At 59.9% G+C, this 17,245-nt stretch carries 21 protein-coding genes; 11 read left to right on the top strand and 10 right to left on the bottom strand.

Annotated elements, in window-relative coordinates:
• Window positions 1-22 precede the first annotated feature (22 nt).
• Complete coding sequence (locus tag TM1040_RS20210; protein ID WP_166485507.1) at window positions 23-178, bottom strand: hypothetical protein; 156 nt, start codon at window positions 176-178, stop codon at window positions 23-25.
• Window positions 156-536: a VOC family protein gene (locus TM1040_RS04195; RefSeq protein ID WP_011537352.1), complete on the bottom strand. Its 381-nt coding sequence runs from the start codon at window positions 534-536 to the stop codon at window positions 156-158. Before TM1040_RS04195 ends, TM1040_RS20210 begins: the two co-directional genes overlap by 23 nt.
• A 145-nt stretch (window positions 537-681) precedes the next feature.
• Here TM1040_RS04195 and soxR point away from each other — a divergent pair, with 145 nt between their 5' ends.
• The 4 genes from soxR (at window position 682) to TM1040_RS04175 (ending at window position 5,676) form a co-directional block, all read left to right on the top strand.
• On the top strand, window positions 682-1,137 hold the full coding sequence (gene soxR, locus TM1040_RS04190; RefSeq protein ID WP_011537351.1) for a redox-sensitive transcriptional activator SoxR: 456 nt from the start codon (window positions 682-684) through the stop codon (window positions 1,135-1,137).
• A gap of 235 nt (window positions 1,138-1,372) precedes the next feature.
• Complete coding sequence (locus TM1040_RS04185; RefSeq protein ID WP_011537350.1) at window positions 1,373-3,022, top strand: electron transfer flavoprotein-ubiquinone oxidoreductase; 1,650 nt, start codon at window positions 1,373-1,375, stop codon at window positions 3,020-3,022.
• 124 nt (window positions 3,023-3,146) lie between these two features.
• On the top strand, window positions 3,147-4,865 hold the full coding sequence (locus TM1040_RS04180; protein ID WP_011537349.1) for a tetratricopeptide repeat protein: 1,719 nt from the start codon (window positions 3,147-3,149) through the stop codon (window positions 4,863-4,865).
• Complete coding sequence (locus TM1040_RS04175; RefSeq protein WP_011537348.1) at window positions 4,852-5,676, top strand: 4-(cytidine 5'-diphospho)-2-C-methyl-D-erythritol kinase; 825 nt, start codon at window positions 4,852-4,854, stop codon at window positions 5,674-5,676. The genes TM1040_RS04180 and TM1040_RS04175 overlap by 14 nt, the downstream gene beginning before the upstream one ends.
• A 61-nt stretch (window positions 5,677-5,737) precedes the next feature.
• Here TM1040_RS04175 and TM1040_RS04170 read toward each other — a convergent pair whose 3' ends face one another.
• The gene (locus TM1040_RS04170; RefSeq protein ID WP_011537347.1) at window positions 5,738-6,748 is read right to left on the bottom strand and encodes a polyprenyl synthetase family protein; all 1,011 of its coding nucleotides are present in this window, start codon (window positions 6,746-6,748) and stop codon (window positions 5,738-5,740) included.
• 57 nt (window positions 6,749-6,805) lie between these two features.
• Between TM1040_RS04170 and TM1040_RS04165 the strand changes: the two genes are divergently transcribed.
• From TM1040_RS04165 to TM1040_RS19960, 3 genes are all read left to right on the top strand, one after another.
• Window positions 6,806-7,027 (top strand): DUF2007 domain-containing protein, encoded by a 222-nt coding sequence (locus TM1040_RS04165; protein WP_044026591.1) that lies wholly within the window; start codon window positions 6,806-6,808, stop codon window positions 7,025-7,027.
• On the top strand, window positions 7,020-7,808 hold the full coding sequence (locus tag TM1040_RS04160; protein WP_011537345.1) for a tRNA1(Val) (adenine(37)-N6)-methyltransferase: 789 nt from the start codon (window positions 7,020-7,022) through the stop codon (window positions 7,806-7,808). Before TM1040_RS04165 ends, TM1040_RS04160 begins: the two co-directional genes overlap by 8 nt.
• A 232-nt stretch (window positions 7,809-8,040) precedes the next feature.
• Complete coding sequence (locus TM1040_RS19960) at window positions 8,041-8,208, top strand: YdcH family protein (RefSeq protein WP_011537344.1); 168 nt, start codon at window positions 8,041-8,043, stop codon at window positions 8,206-8,208.
• A 124-nt stretch (window positions 8,209-8,332) separates the two neighbouring features.
• Here the strand turns inward: TM1040_RS19960 and TM1040_RS04155 are convergent, their stop codons facing one another.
• Together TM1040_RS04155 and TM1040_RS04150 are read right to left on the bottom strand one after the other, a co-directional pair.
• On the bottom strand, window positions 8,333-9,244 hold the full coding sequence (locus TM1040_RS04155) for an aromatic amino acid exporter YddG (protein ID WP_011537343.1): 912 nt from the start codon (window positions 9,242-9,244) through the stop codon (window positions 8,333-8,335).
• A 6-nt stretch (window positions 9,245-9,250) separates the two neighbouring features.
• A complete protein-coding gene (locus tag TM1040_RS04150; RefSeq protein WP_011537342.1) occupies window positions 9,251-10,189 on the bottom strand; it encodes a transcriptional regulator GcvA in 939 nt (312 codons plus the stop codon).
• A 112-nt stretch (window positions 10,190-10,301) separates the two neighbouring features.
• Here TM1040_RS04150 and TM1040_RS20205 point away from each other — a divergent pair, with 112 nt between their 5' ends.
• Window positions 10,302-10,466: a hypothetical protein gene (locus TM1040_RS20205; protein WP_166485506.1), complete on the top strand. Its 165-nt coding sequence runs from the start codon at window positions 10,302-10,304 to the stop codon at window positions 10,464-10,466.
• 84 nt (window positions 10,467-10,550) lie between these two features.
• Here the strand turns inward: TM1040_RS20205 and phbB are convergent, their stop codons facing one another.
• From phbB to TM1040_RS04130, 4 genes are all read right to left on the bottom strand, one after another.
• Window positions 10,551-11,273: an acetoacetyl-CoA reductase gene (gene phbB / locus TM1040_RS04145; RefSeq protein WP_011537341.1), complete on the bottom strand. Its 723-nt coding sequence runs from the start codon at window positions 11,271-11,273 to the stop codon at window positions 10,551-10,553.
• 221 nt (window positions 11,274-11,494) lie between these two features.
• Complete coding sequence (locus TM1040_RS04140; RefSeq protein ID WP_011537340.1) at window positions 11,495-12,670, bottom strand: acetyl-CoA C-acetyltransferase; 1,176 nt, start codon at window positions 12,668-12,670, stop codon at window positions 11,495-11,497.
• Between the two features lie 529 nt (window positions 12,671-13,199).
• Window positions 13,200-14,039 carry an EAL domain-containing protein gene (locus tag TM1040_RS04135; RefSeq protein WP_011537339.1) on the bottom strand — a complete coding sequence of 280 codons (840 nt, stop codon included), beginning with the start codon at window positions 14,037-14,039 and terminating at the stop codon, window positions 13,200-13,202.
• A gap of 167 nt (window positions 14,040-14,206) precedes the next feature.
• Window positions 14,207-14,770, bottom strand: coding sequence for a TlpA family protein disulfide reductase (locus tag TM1040_RS04130; RefSeq protein WP_011537338.1), 564 nt, complete (start codon window positions 14,768-14,770; stop codon window positions 14,207-14,209).
• A 20-nt stretch (window positions 14,771-14,790) separates the two neighbouring features.
• Here TM1040_RS04130 and argH point away from each other — a divergent pair, with 20 nt between their 5' ends.
• The 3 genes from argH to TM1040_RS20195 are packed head-to-tail and all read left to right on the top strand — an operon-like array spanning window position 14,791 to window position 16,526.
• Window positions 14,791-16,182: an argininosuccinate lyase gene (argH, locus tag TM1040_RS04125; RefSeq protein ID WP_011537337.1), complete on the top strand. Its 1,392-nt coding sequence runs from the start codon at window positions 14,791-14,793 to the stop codon at window positions 16,180-16,182.
• Between the two features lie 24 nt (window positions 16,183-16,206).
• Complete coding sequence (locus TM1040_RS20200) at window positions 16,207-16,383, top strand: hypothetical protein (protein WP_011537336.1); 177 nt, start codon at window positions 16,207-16,209, stop codon at window positions 16,381-16,383.
• A complete protein-coding gene (locus TM1040_RS20195; RefSeq protein ID WP_166485505.1) occupies window positions 16,380-16,526 on the top strand; it encodes a hypothetical protein in 147 nt (48 codons plus the stop codon). The genes TM1040_RS20200 and TM1040_RS20195 overlap by 4 nt, the downstream gene beginning before the upstream one ends.
• A gap of 173 nt (window positions 16,527-16,699) precedes the next feature.
• Here the strand turns inward: TM1040_RS20195 and TM1040_RS04120 are convergent, their stop codons facing one another.
• Window positions 16,700-17,155, bottom strand: coding sequence for a universal stress protein (locus TM1040_RS04120; RefSeq protein ID WP_011537335.1), 456 nt, complete (start codon window positions 17,153-17,155; stop codon window positions 16,700-16,702).
• Window positions 17,156-17,245: the final 90 nt, after the last annotated feature.

The following is a 17,245-nucleotide window of genomic DNA, read 5'->3' as shown; positions in this document are numbered from 1 at the left end:
TTTTGCTGTCGCGGACTTGGGTTTAACGGCCTTGCGAGGCACGTTCCGGCAGGGATGATGGCAGGCGCGGCGCGCGCGCCCGGGAGCGCCAGTGGTGACCAAACAGACCATAGGCACCAAGCCCACGCGGGCCATAGGTCGCGAAAAACAGCGCATCAATCATATTGAACAAGCTCATATTCCACGCCCTCTTCGTCCTCAAAATAGAAGCGTCGGCCAGGTTCGTAATTTGCATGGCTTCTCGGGGTGTAACCTGCGTCTGAAACGGCTTGTTCCGCCGCGTCGAGGTCCGCAACCACCACCGCAAGATGGTTGAGCCCCCCCTTCGCGGAATACCGTGCGGGCGCCTCGCCGAGATCCTCAGGCGGGGCATAAAGCGCGAGATAGCTGTTATCCGAGCCCACATGCACGGAATAGCCCCCGCCAATGGCGGGACCCTGCCAGCGGATTCGCCAACCAAAGACTTTTTCCATCCAGGCGGCGGTCTTATGTGGATCGGTAACACAGATGTTTGCGTGTTCGAGCGTGGCTGACATCGCTGAGGCTCCTTCTTTTGTCTTGCCTCCTTCGGTGATAATTTCTAAACCTAACTTTAGCTCAAGGTGTTTTTTCAGAGCCGCGAGATTTTCCCGTAGTGCAGAAATCTCCTGTGCAACTCTCCCACCAGAAGAGGACCACCGCATGCCAGCATCACACGGATTGTCGATCGGGTACCTTGCGGAACGCACAGGCCTCGCGGTTTCGGCGATACGCTACTACGAAACACAAGGTCTCTTGGAGCCGTGGCGCAATGCGGGCGGACAGCGCCGCTTTCATCGCGCTGACATCCGGCGACTGAGCTTCATCCTGATTGCGCAGAAGTTTGGCTTCACCTTGCCCGAGATTCGCGAACAGCTGCAAAGCCTGCCCAATAAACGCCCCCCCACCAAGGAAGACTGGTCACGCTTGTCGGAGGGGTTTCGCACCCACCTGGATGCGCGAATCGCGATGCTCGAGAAGCTGCGCGACGATCTCGACGGATGCATTGGCTGTGGTTGCCTGTCGCTGCCGACCTGCGCACTCTACAATGCTGACGACCGCGCCGCAAAAAATGGTCAGGGGCCCCGCTATCTGATGGGGGATCGGCCAAAAACTTGACACTCCTGTCGATAAACGCCGTTATTTGCGTCTTGGGTGACGAAAACCGGCGCGCGATACGGCATGTTTCGGGGTCTGTCAGAGAACCTACGTAGGGTATGGATTGACCTGTCCATGCTGCACCAGCTAAGCAACCGCGCAAGAATGTTGCGCCCGAATGACAGCGCACTCATGATGCGCCAACCAGCCAAGGACCAGATGCGCGGGTCCGCACGACAGCCAAGGAGCACCTCGAATGGCCGAGATTGAACGCGAAGCAATGGAATACGACGTTGTGATCGTCGGGGCCGGTCCCGCCGGTCTTTCGGCCGCGATCCGCCTGAAGCAACTGGATGCCGACCTTCAGGTTGTGGTTCTGGAGAAGGGCTCCGAAGTGGGAGCGCATATCCTGTCGGGCGCGGTGCTTGACCCCTGCGGCCTTGATGCCCTGATGCCTGACTGGAAAGACAAGGGCGCGCCGCTCAACGTGCCGGTCAAGGACGACAATTTCTACATGCTTGGCGAAGCGGGCGAAATCCGTATTCCAAACGCACCAATGCCGCCACTCATGAACAACCACGGCAACTACATCGTCTCCATGGGCAATGTCTGCCGCTGGATGGCGGAACAGGCCGAGGAACTGGGCGTTGAGATCTTCCCCGGCATGGCCTGCTCCGAGCTGGTCTATGGCGACAACGGCGAGGTCAAGGGCGTCGTCGCGGGCGTCTTTGGTCTTGAGGAAGACGGCTCTTACGGGCCCAACACAGAGCCGGGCATGGAATTGCACGGCAAATACGTCTTCCTCTCCGAGGGCGTGCGCGGCTCGCTGTCGAAAGAAGTCATCGCCAAATACGGTCTCTCTGACGGCAAGGAGCCGCAGAAATACGGCGTCGGTATGAAAGAAATCTGGGAGATTGATCCCGCCAAGCACAAGGAAGGCTCTGTCACCCACACAATGGGCTGGCCGCTGAATTCCAACGCAGGCGGTGGCTCTTTCATCTATCACCTTGATAACAATCAGGTTTATGTGGGATTTGTGGTTCACCTGAACTACAAGAACCCGCATCTCTATCCGTACATGGAGTTCCAGCGCTTCAAGCATCACCCGATGGTGGCGGAGCTTTTGAAAGGCGGCAAACGCGTCGCTTATGGCGCACGCGCAATCACCGAGGGCGGCTATCAGTCGATGCCGAAACTGACCTTCCCGGGGGGCGCGCTTCTGGGCTGTTCCGCGGGCATGGTCAACGTGCCGCGCATCAAGGGCAACCATAACGCGATGCTCTCGGGCAAAGCGGCCGCCGAAGCTGCCTTTGAGGCGATCAAGGCAGGCCGTCAGTCCGATGAGCTGACCGGCTACGAGGCAGACGTGCGCGACGGCCCCATCGGCAAGGATTTGAAGATGGTCCGCAACGTCAAACCGATGTGGTCCAAATGGGGTCTCACAGCGTCGCTCGCGCTGGGTGGTCTGGACATGTGGACCAACAACCTCTTTGGACTGTCGCTGTTTGGCACGCTGGGGCATGGCAAGAATGACGCGGAGGCAACCGAGCCCGCGGAGAACCACAAACCCATCGACTATCCCAAGCCCGATGGCGTGCTGTCTTTTGATCGCCTGACCAACGTGTCCTTTGCGGCGACCAACCACGAAGAAAGCCAGCCCTGCCATCTGCGTCTGGGGAACAAGGACACGCCGATTTCGGTCAATCTGCCGAAATATGACGAACCTGCGCAGCGCTACTGCCCGGCAGGTGTTTATGAGGTCGTGGAAAAAGACGGTAAGCCAGAGTTTGTCGTGAACTTCCAGAACTGTGTCCATTGCAAGACCTGCGACATCAAGGACCCAAGCCAGAATATCACTTGGACCACGCCGCAGGGCGGTGACGGACCGAATTATCCCAACATGTAACAGCGGATTTGCAATCAGTGATCACTTTGATGGGGCGGCCTGAGGGTCGCCCCATTGCGCATCTCGGGACTGGCGTCTACGCTCCTGTTCAGATGTGTTGTGATCCTGCTGGGGAGGCCCATTCGTGCCCGTATCCTATCTCCGTTCTTTGACCTGCGCAGCCGCGCTTTTGCTGACCACCGGGCCGATGGCGGTGGCGGATGGGCTGGCGGGCGCGTATCTCGCTGGACGGGCCGCGACCTATGAAAGCGACTTTGCCGCCTCCGCCAAATATTACACGCGTGCACTGGTGCGCGATCCGCAGAACATCACCCTGATGGAGAACCTCGTTTATGCGCAGCTTGCGCTTGGAGAGGTCGAATCCGCGTTGCCGGTGGCAGAGCGGATGTGGCAGGCAGGTGTGAGCAGTCAGGTCGCCAATATCGTCATGGCAGGCAATCTTGCACTGCAGGAAAACTATGACGCCCTGCTTGCACGCGATTCCGAACAGTTTGAAATCAGCCCGCTGGTCGACGGGCTGCTGGATGCTTGGGCCTATATGGGCAAAGGCGCGGTCTCGCAGGCACTCGACCAGTTCGACGCCGTGGCACAACAGGACGGGCTGCGCTTTTTTGCTTTGTACCACAAGGCCTTGGCGCTTGCATCGGTCGGAGATTACGAGGGCGCAGACCAACTGTTTGCCGCCAATGAGGGCCAGCTAGGCAGGTCCTCGCGCCGGGCTGCAATCGCGCGGATACAGGTCCTGTCACAACTCGGGCGCAACGATCAGGCGCTTGAGGTGCTGGTCGACAGCTTTGGCGAAGGCTTCGACCCTGCGCTTACGGAGTTTGCAGATCAACTCGCCATGGGAGAGACCTTACGGTTCTCGATTACCCCGACCGCACGCGATGGCATGGCAGAGGTGTTCTACAGCCTTGGTCAGGCGCTTTCGGGCGAGGCAGCGAGTGACTATGTGCTGATGTATGCACGCATGGCCGCAAAACTCAGCCCCGGCCATGTGGATGCCGTGCTTCTGAGCGCGGGGCTTCTGGATCAAATGGGTCGTTACGAACTGTCGATCGCCACCTACAAGCAGGTGCCGCGTGATCACCCTGATTTCCATGCTGCCGAGCTTGGTCGTGCCGAGGCGCTGCGGCGATCGGCCAATCCGCAGGCCGCCGCCGAAGTGCTGGAACAACTGGCGCGCGATTTCCCGCAGCATGTCGCGGTCTATATCGATCTGGGCGACCTTATGCGGCAGCAGGAAAACTATGCCGAAGCCGCAAAGGCCTATACCCGCGCGCTCGAACTGAGCCCCGATGAGACAACGAACCGCTGGTTCCTTTATTATGCGCGCGGCATCTGTAACGAACGTCTGAAGAACTGGGAGGCGGCCGAGGCGGATTTTCGCGCCGCGCTTGAGATCGACCCGGACCAGCCCCAGGTTCTGAACTACCTAGGCTACTCCCTTGTGGAGCGGCAGGAAAAACTGGACGAGGCACTTTCCATGATCGAGCGTGCCGTCGCTGCGCGCCCCGAGAGTGGCTATATCATCGACAGCCTTGGATGGGTTCTTTACCGGATGGGCCGCTATGACGAAGCCGTCGGTCACATGGAACGCGCAGTCGAGTTGATGCCCGTGGATCCGGTGGTGAACGATCACCTCGGAGATGTCTATTGGGCGGTTGGGCGCAAGCTGGAGGCCGAGTTCCAGTGGCGGCGCGCGCTTTCCTTTGTGGAGCCCGAGGATAAGGACGCCGAGGCCAACCCGGATCGCATTCGCCGCAAGCTCGACGTTGGGCTTGATGTGGTCCTGGCCGAAGAAGGGGCAGAACCGCTTCAGGTTGCGAATGACGATCACTGAGGTTTTTGCGCCGGCCAAGGTAAACCTTTCCCTGCATGTGACGGGGCGCCGCGCAGATGGGTATCACCTGCTGGACAGTCTGGTTGCATTTGCAAGCATAGGCGACCGATTGCGCCTGTCCCCGGCTGAGGAGCTTTCGCTTTCTGTTTCGGGGCTTTTTGCGGACGGGGTCCCGGAGGACTCGCGTAATCTGGTCTGGCGCGCCGCCGAAGGCGCGGATTGGCGCGGGCATATCGGGCTGGAGAAATCTCTGCCTCATGGGGCGGGTATCGGCGGCGGCTCTTCTGATGCGGGTGCTGTTTTGAACGCATTTCGATCGCAGGGACACACTGTGCCAAAAGCCTTGGCCTTGTCGCTTGGGGCGGATGTTCCGGTCTGCATGCATGCCTCAGCCGCGCGGATGCAGGGGATCGGCGAGGAGATCACTCCGATCCCGCTGCCCAAACTGCCCGCGCTATTGGTGAACCCCGGCGTTGAAGTGCCCACGGGGGCGGTGTTCTCCGGGCTTGCGTCGCGTGAGAATGACCCTATGCCCTCGGAGGTCCCACGTTTTGACGGTGTCGCGGATTGTGCGGGATGGCTCGGAGCGCAGCGCAACGATCTGGAACCCGCAGCGATCGCGGCGGCCCCCCTGATCGAGCGCGTTCTGAGTGATCTGCGTGCCTCTCGCGCTGCGCTTCTGGCCCGAATGTCGGGGTCCGGATCGACATGCTTTGCGATCTACCCGACGTTGAAGGCGGCGCATTTTGCAGCCTATGAGATCGGCGCAGAGCACCCAGAGTGGTGGTGTGTGGCAACCGAACTCAGCTGATTGCGCGCCTGATCCAAAGTCTGCTCCAAGGCGCCCGTGGGCGCAAACTGGCGCACAGGGGTCAGTTCAGACGGGATACAACGTAATCGGCGAGGTCAATCAGCAGTGTGCGGATCGGATGTTCGGGCAGGTCCGCCAGTGCAGATTTCGCCTTGTCCGCCCAGCCGATCGCATCGGCGCGGGTTGCCTCCAGTGTGGCGTATTTCGCCATCAGCGACAGAGCATGCTCAAGATCGCCCTCTTCCTGGCGGCCTTTGGCGATTGTGCGGTGCCAAAAGGCGCGCTCTTCGTCGCCGGCCTGCGCAATCGCCTTGATGACCGGCAGGGTCAGCTTGCGCTCGCGGAAATCGTCACCGACGTTTTTACCGGTCTTGGCTGTATCGCCTTGATAGTCCAGCAAATCATCCGCGATCTGGAAGGCGATACCTAGCGCGTCGCCATAATCAAACAGTGCCTTGACCTGCGCCTCGCTGGCCCCGGCAATCACGCCACCGACCTCTGTCGCTGCCGAAAACAGCGCCGCGGTCTTGCCACGCACAACCTGTAGGTAGATTTCTTCCGTGGTGCCCAGATCCGTTGCCGCGGTCATCTGAAGGACTTCGCCCTCGGCAATCGTGGCCGAGGCATTGGCGAGAATATCCAGCACGCGGAGTGACCCGGTATCGACCATGAGCTGGAAGCTGCGAGCAAAGAGATAGTCGCCCACCAGAACCGAACTCTTGTTGTCCCACAAAAGATTCGCCGTGGGCCGACCCCGGCGCTGCGCGCTCTCGTCGACCACATCGTCATGCAGGAGTGTCGCCGTATGGATGAACTCCACCGTAGCGGCGAGCTTCAGATGATGTTCGCCCTCATAGCCACACATCCGCGCCGCAGCCAAGGTCAGCATCGGGCGCAGACGTTTGCCGCCCGCCTCGACCAGATGGGCCGTGACCTCGGGAATTCGTGGCGCATGCTGAGACGCCATACGCTCGCGAATGAGAAGGTTTACCGCCTCCAGTTCCGGAGCCAGTGTCTCGGCCAGCAATTCATGAGGCTTTCCCTGCGGAGTCTTTGTCATCACCTGGTTCATCACATTCCCGACTGATAGGCTCGACAAGACCCCGGTCTTGCCCTTAGATCCATGGATATGAAGGAACTTTTGCGCAGCACTGACCCTACGGTTCTGGCCTTTGCCACCGCCCTTCTTAACGGAGAGGGTATAGACTGCTTTGAAATGGACGTAAATATGAGCGTGCTTGAAGGCGGCATCGGGATTTTCCCGCGCAGGCTTCTGGTGCACGCTGATGATCTCGAGGATGCTCGGGTGGTCATGCGCGACAATGATTTGCCGGTGTCGGACCGTGGCTGAGCCTCAAAGCTTTGCACAAGACGAGCTGAGCCTCGACGCGTTTTTGGGCGGCCAGATCAAACTCTTGCAACCCAAGAGCGGGTATCGTGCGGGCGTTGATCCGGTGCTGTTGGCGGCCGCTGTCAACGCGAAATCCGGCGATTCTGTGCTGGAGCTGGGTTGTGGGGCAGGGCAGGCGTTCTTGTGTCTGGCGGCGCGGGTTTCGGGCCTCTCGATTGTCGGTGTGGAATTGCAACCTGCCTATGCCGAGCTTGCGCGCCGAAATGCCGCAGTCAACGCCGTTCCGGCAGAGGTCGTCGTAGCCGATCTGAGCAATCTGCCAGCCACATTGCGCCAACGGCGGTTTTCGCATGTGATCGCCAATCCGCCCTATTATCGCGCGGGCGCGCACAGCCAGGCCAAGGACCCAGGTCGCCGTACCGCGCTCGGCGAAGGCACGCCGCTTGAGCTCTGGTTCGATGTCGCCGCGCGCAGGCTTACCCCAAAGGGCTATTTGCACATGATCCAGCGGGTCGAACGTCTACCGGACATGATTGCCGCAGCGCAAGGACGGCTTGGCTCACTCGAAGTGCTGCCGCTTTCACCACGTGTTGGGCGCGCAACCGAACTCGTAATTTTGAGGGCTCGCAAAGGCGGGCGCGCAGAGTTTCGACTGCACGCCCCTTTGGTGATGCATCAAGGCGACGCCCATCACCGGGATGGCGAGGATTATAGTCCAGCGGTGCGCGCGGTTCTGCGCGAAGGTAGCGCGTTGCCCTGGCCCGACATCGGACGCAACTGAGCGTTTTGGGCCACAAGGGCTCTGCGACGATTTGCGTTCCCTTTATGCTTTGGCGCCTGGGGATCAGAGGCGAGTTGCCGGTTTATCGGCCACAATCGGCGGGAAATGGCCAAAAGTTGCAAATTGTAGGAAAGAAACGTTCCGAATTGTGCGTATGCAGCGTGACAGCTTGAAAGAAGCATGCTCCAATCCCCATGTTGATGACATCAAGCTTTGTAGAAGGAGGAACGACATGAGCCTCAGCTCGCATCTGAACCAATTGAAGAAGAAGCACGAGCATCTGAGTTTTGAAGTCGAACAAGCGGAAAGATCTCCAGCTATTGACCGCATGCATGTGAAGTCCCTCAAGAAAGAGAAGCTGCGCCTGAAAGACGAGATTGAGCGTCTGTCGCCAGTCTGATCAAAGCTGCGTCGGCCCCTGCGCCGACGCGCCCTAGAGCGCACTGCAGTCTGCAGTGAGATCACCCGCAGAACCAGAAGCCAAGGCTCCGCCAGATGCGGGGCCTTTCTTGTTCCAGCTGAGATTATCCGGCAGGCGGTGTCACGGTTTGCCCCTCGACGAGGGTGTGCGCAGGGGCCTTGGCAGAGGCACGCGCTGCCAGTACGGCGCCTGCCGTGATCAACACAGTCGCCAGTGCCAGTCCCCAGGTGGGGGCGGCGATCCCGGCGAGCACCAGAATCAACGTCGACAACAAGGGCGCCGCATAGGAGCTGGTTCCAAGCATCTGGATGTCCCCCTGCTTGACCCCGATGTCCCAAACGTAAAAGGCCAGCCCCACAGGACCTAAGCCCAACAACAGCGCCGAGGCCCACCCCAGCGAGTTCGCAGGCCAGATGGTGTCCTCAAGCAGAACATGCAATGCGCCAGAAGCAACAGCGCTCAAAAGGCAGAACACAGCCACCGATGACGTCGGCGCGTCCCCAATGAGGCGAGATCCGACGGAGTAGCTGGACCAAAAGAGGGCGCAGAGCAGTGCAAGACCGTAGCCCGGGAGATACTGCGCCTGAAAGCCGACACCGCCACCGGTGATAATGCAGGCCGCTCCGGCAAACCCTAAAACTGCGCCGATGAAATGCCCCGCACGCAACCGCTCTCCGGGTAGGAGGCCCGACAAGAGGACGATCAGCAAAGGCCAGAGATAAGCAATCAGGCCAGCCTCGGCCGCAGGCGCCGCGCGCAGGGCAGAAAAGTAGAGTGCGTGATAGCCAAAGACACCGATCGATCCGAAGGCATAGACCCTAAGCCGGACTCGTCTGAGCTCTGCCCAGCTGCCCGTCATCTGCACCCAGATCAGGCCGATGATGCCGCCGATGGTGAAACAGATGGTGTTGAGAAGCAGGGGGGGCGTTGGGCTGGAACCGAACGTCAAGAGCGCCAGAAGCGCCCACAGAAGAACGGCAACAAATCCGACTGCAGTAGCGCGAGGACGAGTCATATCTGGCTAAAGATCCTTAACGGGGATAATCGTGAAGTCGTCCCACATATGCGCCGTTTTCTCAATCTCCGAAAAGAACCATTCGCGAAAAGCCCTGATCTGCGGGCGATCCTGCGAACTGGGCAAGCAGAGGAAATGAAACTTGGCATCTGTTTCGATCGCGACCTTGAAGGGCGCAACCAGGCGCCCCTCCTGTACATCCTTGATGATCATCGGGCGTCGCCCGAGCGCCACGCCGAGCCCGGCGCAGGCAGCGTCGATGGCGTGATCAGCGTGAGAAAAATGCGTGCCGTGACCGGGTGTGAACTCCAGCCCCATGGCGCGGAACCATGTTGGCCAATCACAAGATGGGCTGAGAAAACCGATGCTGTCATCATAGATGAGAGGCGCATCGCGCAGGCTCTGGGGAGTTGGGTACTTTGCGCATAGCTCCGGCGTCATCACAGGCGTCAGCCATTCAGGGCGCGCGGCTTGCGCCACAAGATAATCGTCAACGCTATAGCCAAATCGAATGGCCACATCGACGTGATCGCGCCGCAGGTCCACCATCTTGAGGCCTGCAGACAAGCGCAGGTCAATGTCCGGGTGGCTGCGGGCAAACTCATAGAGCCGTGGCGCCAACCACTTTGCCGTCAGCGCTGGCCCTGCGGTCACGGTGAGCGACGTGGTATCGAGAACCCGCCGCGCTTGCCGCCACGCCGCGCTCAGGGCCTGAAACCCCTCATCCACGCCAGGCGCAAGCGCCGCACCTGCCTCTGTGAGCTCGACGGCGCGGTTGAGACGGCGAAAGAGCGGCGCGCCCAGATGCTCCTCCAGCGATTTGATCTGAAAAGACAGGGCCGCAGGCGTCACGCTGAGCTCGTCGGCGGCTTTTGCAAAAGACATATGTCTCGCGGCAGCGTCAAACGCGCGCAAAGCTGTGAGAGGGGGGAGTCGGTCTGACATTTGACACTCAAGAATAACTTAACTGAGCGTCGCAAAACTCTCGTTTGTCGTCAATGCTTCAAATGCGCATATTGAACCCACAACAGAGACGCTAAACCGAAAGGTGCTCAGGATGATTGAATATGCTGCAACAGCCGAAGTGAAACAGGGCATGGCCCGGGCCCACGAAGCGCGTGCGCAGGTCCTGCGTGATGCGCTCACATGGATGTTTTCCCGCCGTCGCGCGTCGTCGCACGGCATCCGGATTTCCCGCTGGGCCTCAGCGCGCGCGAGCTGAAACCAGGCACTTACGGGATATGACAAGGGCCGGTTCGTGAAGAACCGGCCCTTTTTCATGCGCACTTCAATGTCGCGAGAGGTATTACACGAAGAACTGGCCGCCATTTGCGGAGATGGTCGAACCATTGATAAAGGACGCATCATCCGACGCCAGAAAGGCCACGCAGCGTGCGATTTCCTCGGGTTCACCAAGGCGACCGGTGGGGATCTGACCGATGATGGCGTCGCGCACTTTTTCAGGTACAGCCATGACCATTTCTGTCGCGATATAGCCCGGGCAAACCGCGTTCGCCGTGATCCCCTTGGCGGCGCCTTCTTGCGCAAGGGATTTGATAATGCCGAGGTCACCTGCCTTGGTGGCGGCATAGTTGACCTGTGCGAACTGGCCTTTTTGACCATTGATCGAGGAGATCACGATAACGCGGCCAAAACCCCGTTCGCGCATCCCGGGCCAGACCGGGTGCACGGTGTTGAACACGCCAGTGAGGTTGGTGTCGATCACCTGTTGCCATTGTTCAGGTTGCATTTTGTGAAATGGCGCATCGCGGGTGATCCCCGCGTTGGCAACGACAATGTCGATCGGGCCAAGGTCGGCTTCGACTTGTGCGATCCCGGCCTTGCTGTCCTCATAGTCGGCCACGTTCCACTTGTAGGTCTTGATCCCGGTTTCTTCGGTAAACTGTGCTGCTGCGGCATCATTGCCGGCATAGGTCGCGGCGACCTGGCAGCCCTGCGCCTGAAGAGTCTTTGAAATAGCGGCGCCAATACCGCGTGATCCGCCGGTAACAAGGGCAATACGAGCCATGTGAGGTGTCCTCCAACTTCTTTACTTCACTTCGCAATCTTATTGCACACTGCGCAGTCAAGGGGCAATAAAATTTCGCAACCAATTTGCACATGCAGAAAGCCGCCGTGCATCAGGCTGCGCCTACACTATGCTTTAGATTGTAACGGGGAAACGAAAAACAAAGGGGCGCCCGCGGACGCCCCTAAAAACTGCCTATTTTGCAAGCATCCTTGCACGTTTTACGGGCGCTCTACGCACATAGCGACGCCCATGCCCCCACCGATGCAGAGTGTCGCGAGGCCTTTCTTGGCGCCACGGCGTTTCATTTCAAACAGCAGGGTGTTCAGAACGCGGCACCCAGACGCGCCAATCGGGTGGCCGATTGCAATCGCGCCGCCGTTGACGTTCACGATTTCAGGGTTCCAGCCCATGTCCTTGTTCACTGCACAGGCCTGCGCGGCAAAGGCCTCGTTGGCTTCGACCAGATCCAGATCGTCCACGCTCCAACCCGCCTTGTCGAGTGCCTTGCGGGAGGCAAAGACCGGGCCAACACCCATGATCGACGGATCAAGGCCGGCGGTTGCGTAGGACGCGATGCGGGCAAGCGGCTCGATTCCGCGTTTTTCGGCTTCATCCGCGCTCATCAAGAGGGTCGCGGCCGCGCCATCATTCAGACCGGACGCGTTCGCCGCGGTGACCGAGCCATCGCGCGTGAAGGCGGGGCGCAGTTTCTGCATCGCCTCAATGGTTGCGCCGTGACGGATGTATTCATCCGCGTCCACGGTGATGTCGCCCTTGCGATGCTTCACCACAAAGGGCGTGATCTCATCGGCAAACTTGCCCGCTTTCTGGGCGGCTTCGGCTTTGTTTTGAGAGGCAACCGCAAACTCGTCCTGCATGTCGCGCGAGATCTGCCATTGCTCTGCCACGTTCTCGGCGGTCTGACCCATGTGATAGCCGTTGAACGCGTCCCACAGCCCGTCGCGGATCATCGTGTCGATGTAGCTCATGTCACCCATCTTGTGACCGGCACGCAGGTTGGCAGCATGGGGGCTGAGAGTCATGTTTTCCTGACCACCTGCGGCAACGATGGAGGCGTCGCCCAGTTGGATGTGCTGCGCGCCAAGCGCAACAGCGCGCAGACCGGAGCCACAGACCTGGTTGATGCCCCAGGCGGCGGATTCTTTGGGCAGACCTGCATTGATATGGGCCTGCCGGGCGGGGTTCTGGCCCTGTGCCGCGGTCAGCACCTGGCCCAGGATGGTTTCCGAGACCTCGGATTTGTCGATGCCTGCACGGGCCACAACCGCCTCGAGCACAGCGGCGCCCAGATCATGGGCCGGTGTGGTGGCGAAGGCGCCGCCAAAGCTGCCGACAGCGGTGCGGGCTGCGGATGCAATTACTACGTTGGTCATTCGGTCAATCCTCTGCAATTTCTGCGGAAACGCCGACGCGGTGGGGCCTTTTTGCGTTACCCTGATCGCGCAACGTCTCCTCCCTTCCCTTCAGGCATAGCCCAACCGTGCACGTGCAGCAATGGTTTCGACTGTTCCACAGGGGTTAGGCGTCTGCGCGGCTAGAGAATTGATCGGATTTGAAAGGGCAAGACCGCAGGGGTGGGGGCGCAACGGGGGCGCAGCCCTGGAAACATGTTAGAGGTGAGGCTTACAATGGAAAGGTGCGCGCTTGAGACCAGAGGATAGTCCCGAACAAACGCTAACCCTCCACGATGGATAATGAGGCAGATGTAGGTCCAGTCAGGAACAAACGCGGTCGCGCCCTTTTGACGCGCGTGACCGTGAACGTTTCGGGAGCGGCCCGGACGGACCCAACGGGCTGCTTCATGCGCGGCTTTGGTTCAGGTTCACACCAATCACAGTTATGGCATCAGGGATGTCCAACTGCCGTTTAGATGCGGAACCTGTGCCGTGTCTATGGCAGCGCTCAGGCGCGGGCGCGCGAATCGTTTTCGTTCTGCCAGGGCGGTGAAATGGTTGGCGCGCCGTAGAGAAACCCCTGCAGGCAATCGACCCCGGCCTCGATAAGGAAGTCGGCATCCTCCTGCCGTTCAACCGACTCCGCCACGATGAACATGTCGAACTGCTTGGCAATGGCGATCAGCGCCTTGATGACCGCCTGATTGTCGTGACTGGCGTGAACCCCACGCACATATTGGCCATCGATCTTCACCGCATCAAAAAAGAAGTCACGGAAGTGGCCGATGGCAGTGGTGCCAGCCCCGAAGTTGTCGAGCGCAAAGGCAATGCCGTGCTGCTGCATCTGGTCCATAAAGTCGATCACGAGTTCGGGTGTCGCCATGGCAGAGGCTTCGGAAATTTCCAGCACCAGTCGCTCGCCTAGGAACTGATCGCGCTCAAGAAACCGTTCCAGAACCTTGTTCCACTGGCTGTAGCCGATAGAGCGGGCGGACATGTTGATCGAGAGGCGGATATTGGGATTGCGCTGCAGAACGCGCAGCCCTTGTTCAAGCGCAAGGCAGTCGAGTTTGCGCCCCAGTTCGCGATCCTCAATCACGCTCATGAATTCGCGCGCGGGGATGATGCGGCCGGTGGCGTCCATTACGCGGATGTAGCCCTCGTAAAAGGCAATCGCGTCGGGCGCGCGGCTTTGCACAACGGGCTGGTAGGCGAGGAGGGTTTGATCGTGTCGTACGGCCTCTGCCACCATATCCACAACATTGCGATCGCGCGCCACGATGGCGGCCGATAGCGGGTTTTCTGCCCCTTCCGGGATGTCGTTTTTCCAGAAATGCCGTTTCTTCACGTTCTCAGCCCCAACGGTTTGCGGTGCCCTTGCGCAAGGGAAGCCATCCGAGTTGTAAATTGAACTCTACCGTCTCTCAAAAGAGTTGAGCAGGAATTAAAACGCGAATTTTAGTTACCCTCGGCAGGACCCTGGAACACAGGGTCCCGCCGACCGAGAGAGCAGCCTCAGGATCCCGCAACCAAGGCGCGAATGACCGCCCGCGCACTGTCGGAATTCCAGTCCGCTTCACCGCGCAGACGCGCAATCTCATTGCCTTTTGGATCGAGGATCACGGTGATGGGCAGACCCAGTACCGTCATGTCGCGCGCCACGGCGCTCTTGGGGTCTTGGTGACGTGGCAGGTTGGTGACACCGATTTCGTCGAAGAATTTCTTGATCCCGGCCGGGTTGTTACGCCCCGTCGCCAAGGTCACGACCTCAAAGCTGTCGCCGCCAAATTCCTCCTGCAGCGCCGATAGCATCGGCATTTCCTTGCGGCAGGGCGGGCACCATGTGGCCCAGAAGTTCAGCAAGACATACTTGCCCTCATAGTCGGACAGATGCCCCTGACCGGCCTCATCCGCCAGCTCGAACGTCGCATCAGACGCCGGTTTTGCCTCGGTGTGAAAGACCAGTTTCTTCATGTCGCCCTCGCGCAGGGCTTCTACCGCGCTGAGGTCGGCACCGAAGGCGGCATTTGCACCTAGGGCAAGGGCCATATAAAGGGAAAGCTGACGAACAATACGCATAGTATCTCCAAGGTTGGGCCATGACAGACAAGACCTCGAACCAGATGTGGGGCGGCCGCTTTGCCGCCGGACCGGACGCGATCATGGAGGCAATTAATGCCTCTATCGGGTTCGACCAGCGCATGGCAGCGCAGGATATTGCTGGCTCTCGGGCTCATGCGGCGATGCTCGCCGCGACCGGTGTCATTACGGATAATGACGCCGAGGCGATCCGTGAAGGGCTGCTCACCGTTTTGTCAGAGATTGAAAGCGGCAGTTTTCAGTTCTCTACTGCGCTCGAAGACATTCACATGAATGTCGAAGCGCGCCTCAAAGAGATCATTGGCGAGCCTGCAGGTCGTCTGCATACAGGTCGCTCGCGCAACGACCAGGTCGCAACCGATTTCAAACTCTGGGTGCGCGACCAATTCGATGCCGCTGAAAAGGGTCTTCTCGCGCTGATCAAAGCGCTGGTCGATCAGGCCGAGGCTGGCGCGGATTGGGTGATGCCGGGCTTTACCCATCTGCAAACCGCGCAGCCGGTCACATGGGGGCATCACATGATGGCCTATGTGGAGATGTTTGGCCGCGACCTCAGCCGGGTGCGCGATGCGCGCAAGCGCATGAACGAGTCGCCCCTGGGTTCTGCGGCGCTGGCAGGGACTTCGTTCCCGATTGATCGCGAGATGACCGCCAAGGCGCTGGGGTTTGATCGCCCGACGGCCAATTCGCTCGATGCGGTGTCGGATCGTGACTTCGCGCTGGAGTTCCTCTCGGTTGCCTCTATCTGCGCCATGCATCTGTCGCGCTTTGCCGAAGAACTGGTGATCTGGTCCTCGGCGCAGTTCCGCTTTGTGACGCTTTCGGATCGTTTCTCCACTGGCTCCTCGATCATGCCGCAAAAGAAAAACCCAGACGCCGCCGAACTGATCCGCGCCAAGGTGGGACGGATCTTTGGCGCTAACACGGCGCTGATGATGGTGATGAAGGGCCTGCCGCTGGCCTATTCCAAGGACATGCAGGAAGACAAAGAGCAGGTCTTTGACGCCGCCGATAACTGGATGCTCGCACTTGCTGCGATGGAAGGCATGGTGAAGGACATGACCGGCAACCGCGAAAGCCTTGCGGCCGCGGCGGGGTCCGGTTTCTCGACGGCCACCGATCTGGCGGACTGGATGGTGCGGGTCCTGAAAGTGCCGTTCCGGGATGCCCACCATGTGACCGGCGCGCTCGTCGCGATGGCCGAGGGCCGCGGCGTGGATCTGCCGGATCTGAGCCTTGAAGACATGAAGTCTGTGCATGAGGGCATCACCGAGGATATCTTTACCGTGTTGGGCGTGGAGAATTCAGTAAACTCGCGCATGTCTTACGGCGGCACCGCTCCCGCGCAGGTACGCGCGCAGGTGGCGCGTTGGAAAGAGATCTTGGGCTAACCCCCTGAGACAAGGAGAGATAACATGACCCGCGTTCTGATGTGTTTGGGTGTAGCGGCGCTGCTTGCAGCATGCGGTGCGGATGGGGAGCCGGTGCGTCCGAGCCTCAATGCGGGTCTTGGGATTTCCGGCAGCGGCGTGCATGTCGGCGGCGCAATCGGGGTCCGGAAAGGTCCCGTAAGCGTGAGCATTGGCCTATGATGCGCGCAGCGTTGTTCCTGTGCCTGATGGGGATCTCCGGCTGCGACTACAGTGGCGCCCCTCTCAAGGAGCCGGTCGAGCCGACAGACCCCGGCATTCATATCTCTGGTGAGGCTCGTGTCGGGGTGGTCTGGGGCGACTGAACCAGCCGTGTTTGGTCCACCGTGTTTGGGTCGTGTCCTGATAGGCAATCGATCGATTTATTCTCTCAAGACCGGCCGCGCGGTGATGCCACCCACCAGGGCGCAATGCCACGACTGCACATAGCTGTCTTCAGGGCCGCGCCACGAGCGGGTCCAAAGCGAGCAAGCCCTGCTCAGGTGATTGCTTCAAGCCGCTCTTTCGACATATCGCCAGGCACAATTGTGATCGGAAACGGCAGCGTGCCTGCCGTCCGGGTCAGTTGTGTCACGATCGGGCCGGGGCCCTTGCGATCGCTGGCCGCGCCCAGCACCAGAACACCCACCTCGGGATCCGCTTCGATCTGGGCGAGGATTTCGGGAACCGTATCGCCTTCGCGGATCACCAGTTCCGGGTCCACGCCCTGCCGGTCGCGCATCCATTTCGCGAAGACCTCAAAATGCGCATGAATCCGTTCGCGCGCCTCTTCACGCATGACTTCACCGACCCCGATCCAGTGATTGAATTCATCCGGCGGGATCACCGACAGGATGACGACGCCACCGCCAGTATTGGCGGCGCGCATCGCGGCAAAGCGCATCGCATTCAGGCATTCTCGGCTGTCGTCCAACACGACAAGAAACTTGCGCATCTAAACCTCTGCTGACTTCTTCATGTCATATTGGCGGATGCAACCACCCCGCGCAATAGAACTCGCACGCCGCGATGCCCCAAAGATCCG

Source organism: Ruegeria sp. TM1040 (assembly GCF_000014065.1).
Lineage (GTDB): Bacteria > Pseudomonadota > Alphaproteobacteria > Rhodobacterales > Rhodobacteraceae > Epibacterium.
Note: the sequence above shows the minus strand (reverse complement) of the source record. Positions and strands in the feature narration are given on the sequence as shown.

Bases quoted from the DNA above. Each gene is read 5' to 3' on its own strand.
- TM1040_RS20210 (WP_166485507.1), bottom strand. From the start codon at position 178: ATGAGCTTGTTCAATATGATTGATGCGCTGTTTTTCGCGACCTATGGC.
- TM1040_RS04195 (WP_011537352.1), bottom strand. From the start codon at position 536: ATGTCAGCCACGCTCGAACACGCAAACATCTGTGTTACCGATCCACAT.
- soxR (WP_011537351.1), top strand. From the start codon at position 682: ATGCCAGCATCACACGGATTGTCGATCGGGTACCTTGCGGAACGCACA.
- TM1040_RS04185 (WP_011537350.1), top strand. From the start codon at position 1,373: ATGGCCGAGATTGAACGCGAAGCAATGGAATACGACGTTGTGATCGTC.
- TM1040_RS04175 (WP_011537348.1), top strand. From the start codon at position 4,852: ATGACGATCACTGAGGTTTTTGCGCCGGCCAAGGTAAACCTTTCCCTG.
- TM1040_RS04170 (WP_011537347.1), bottom strand. From the start codon at position 6,748: ATGAACCAGGTGATGACAAAGACTCCGCAGGGAAAGCCTCATGAATTG.
- TM1040_RS04165 (WP_044026591.1), top strand. From the start codon at position 6,806: ATGAAGGAACTTTTGCGCAGCACTGACCCTACGGTTCTGGCCTTTGCC.
- TM1040_RS19960 (WP_011537344.1), top strand. From the start codon at position 8,041: ATGAGCCTCAGCTCGCATCTGAACCAATTGAAGAAGAAGCACGAGCAT.
- TM1040_RS04155 (WP_011537343.1), bottom strand. From the start codon at position 9,244: ATGACTCGTCCTCGCGCTACTGCAGTCGGATTTGTTGCCGTTCTTCTG.
- TM1040_RS04150 (WP_011537342.1), bottom strand. From the start codon at position 10,189: ATGTCAGACCGACTCCCCCCTCTCACAGCTTTGCGCGCGTTTGACGCT.
- TM1040_RS20205 (WP_166485506.1), top strand. From the start codon at position 10,302: ATGATTGAATATGCTGCAACAGCCGAAGTGAAACAGGGCATGGCCCGG.
- phbB (WP_011537341.1), bottom strand. From the start codon at position 11,273: ATGGCTCGTATTGCCCTTGTTACCGGCGGATCACGCGGTATTGGCGCC.
- TM1040_RS04140 (WP_011537340.1), bottom strand. From the start codon at position 12,670: ATGACCAACGTAGTAATTGCATCCGCAGCCCGCACCGCTGTCGGCAGC.
- TM1040_RS04130 (WP_011537338.1), bottom strand. From the start codon at position 14,770: ATGCGTATTGTTCGTCAGCTTTCCCTTTATATGGCCCTTGCCCTAGGT.
- argH (WP_011537337.1), top strand. From the start codon at position 14,791: ATGACAGACAAGACCTCGAACCAGATGTGGGGCGGCCGCTTTGCCGCC.
- TM1040_RS20200 (WP_011537336.1), top strand. From the start codon at position 16,207: ATGACCCGCGTTCTGATGTGTTTGGGTGTAGCGGCGCTGCTTGCAGCA.
- TM1040_RS20195 (WP_166485505.1), top strand. From the start codon at position 16,380: ATGATGCGCGCAGCGTTGTTCCTGTGCCTGATGGGGATCTCCGGCTGC.
- TM1040_RS04120 (WP_011537335.1), bottom strand. From the start codon at position 17,155: ATGCGCAAGTTTCTTGTCGTGTTGGACGACAGCCGAGAATGCCTGAAT.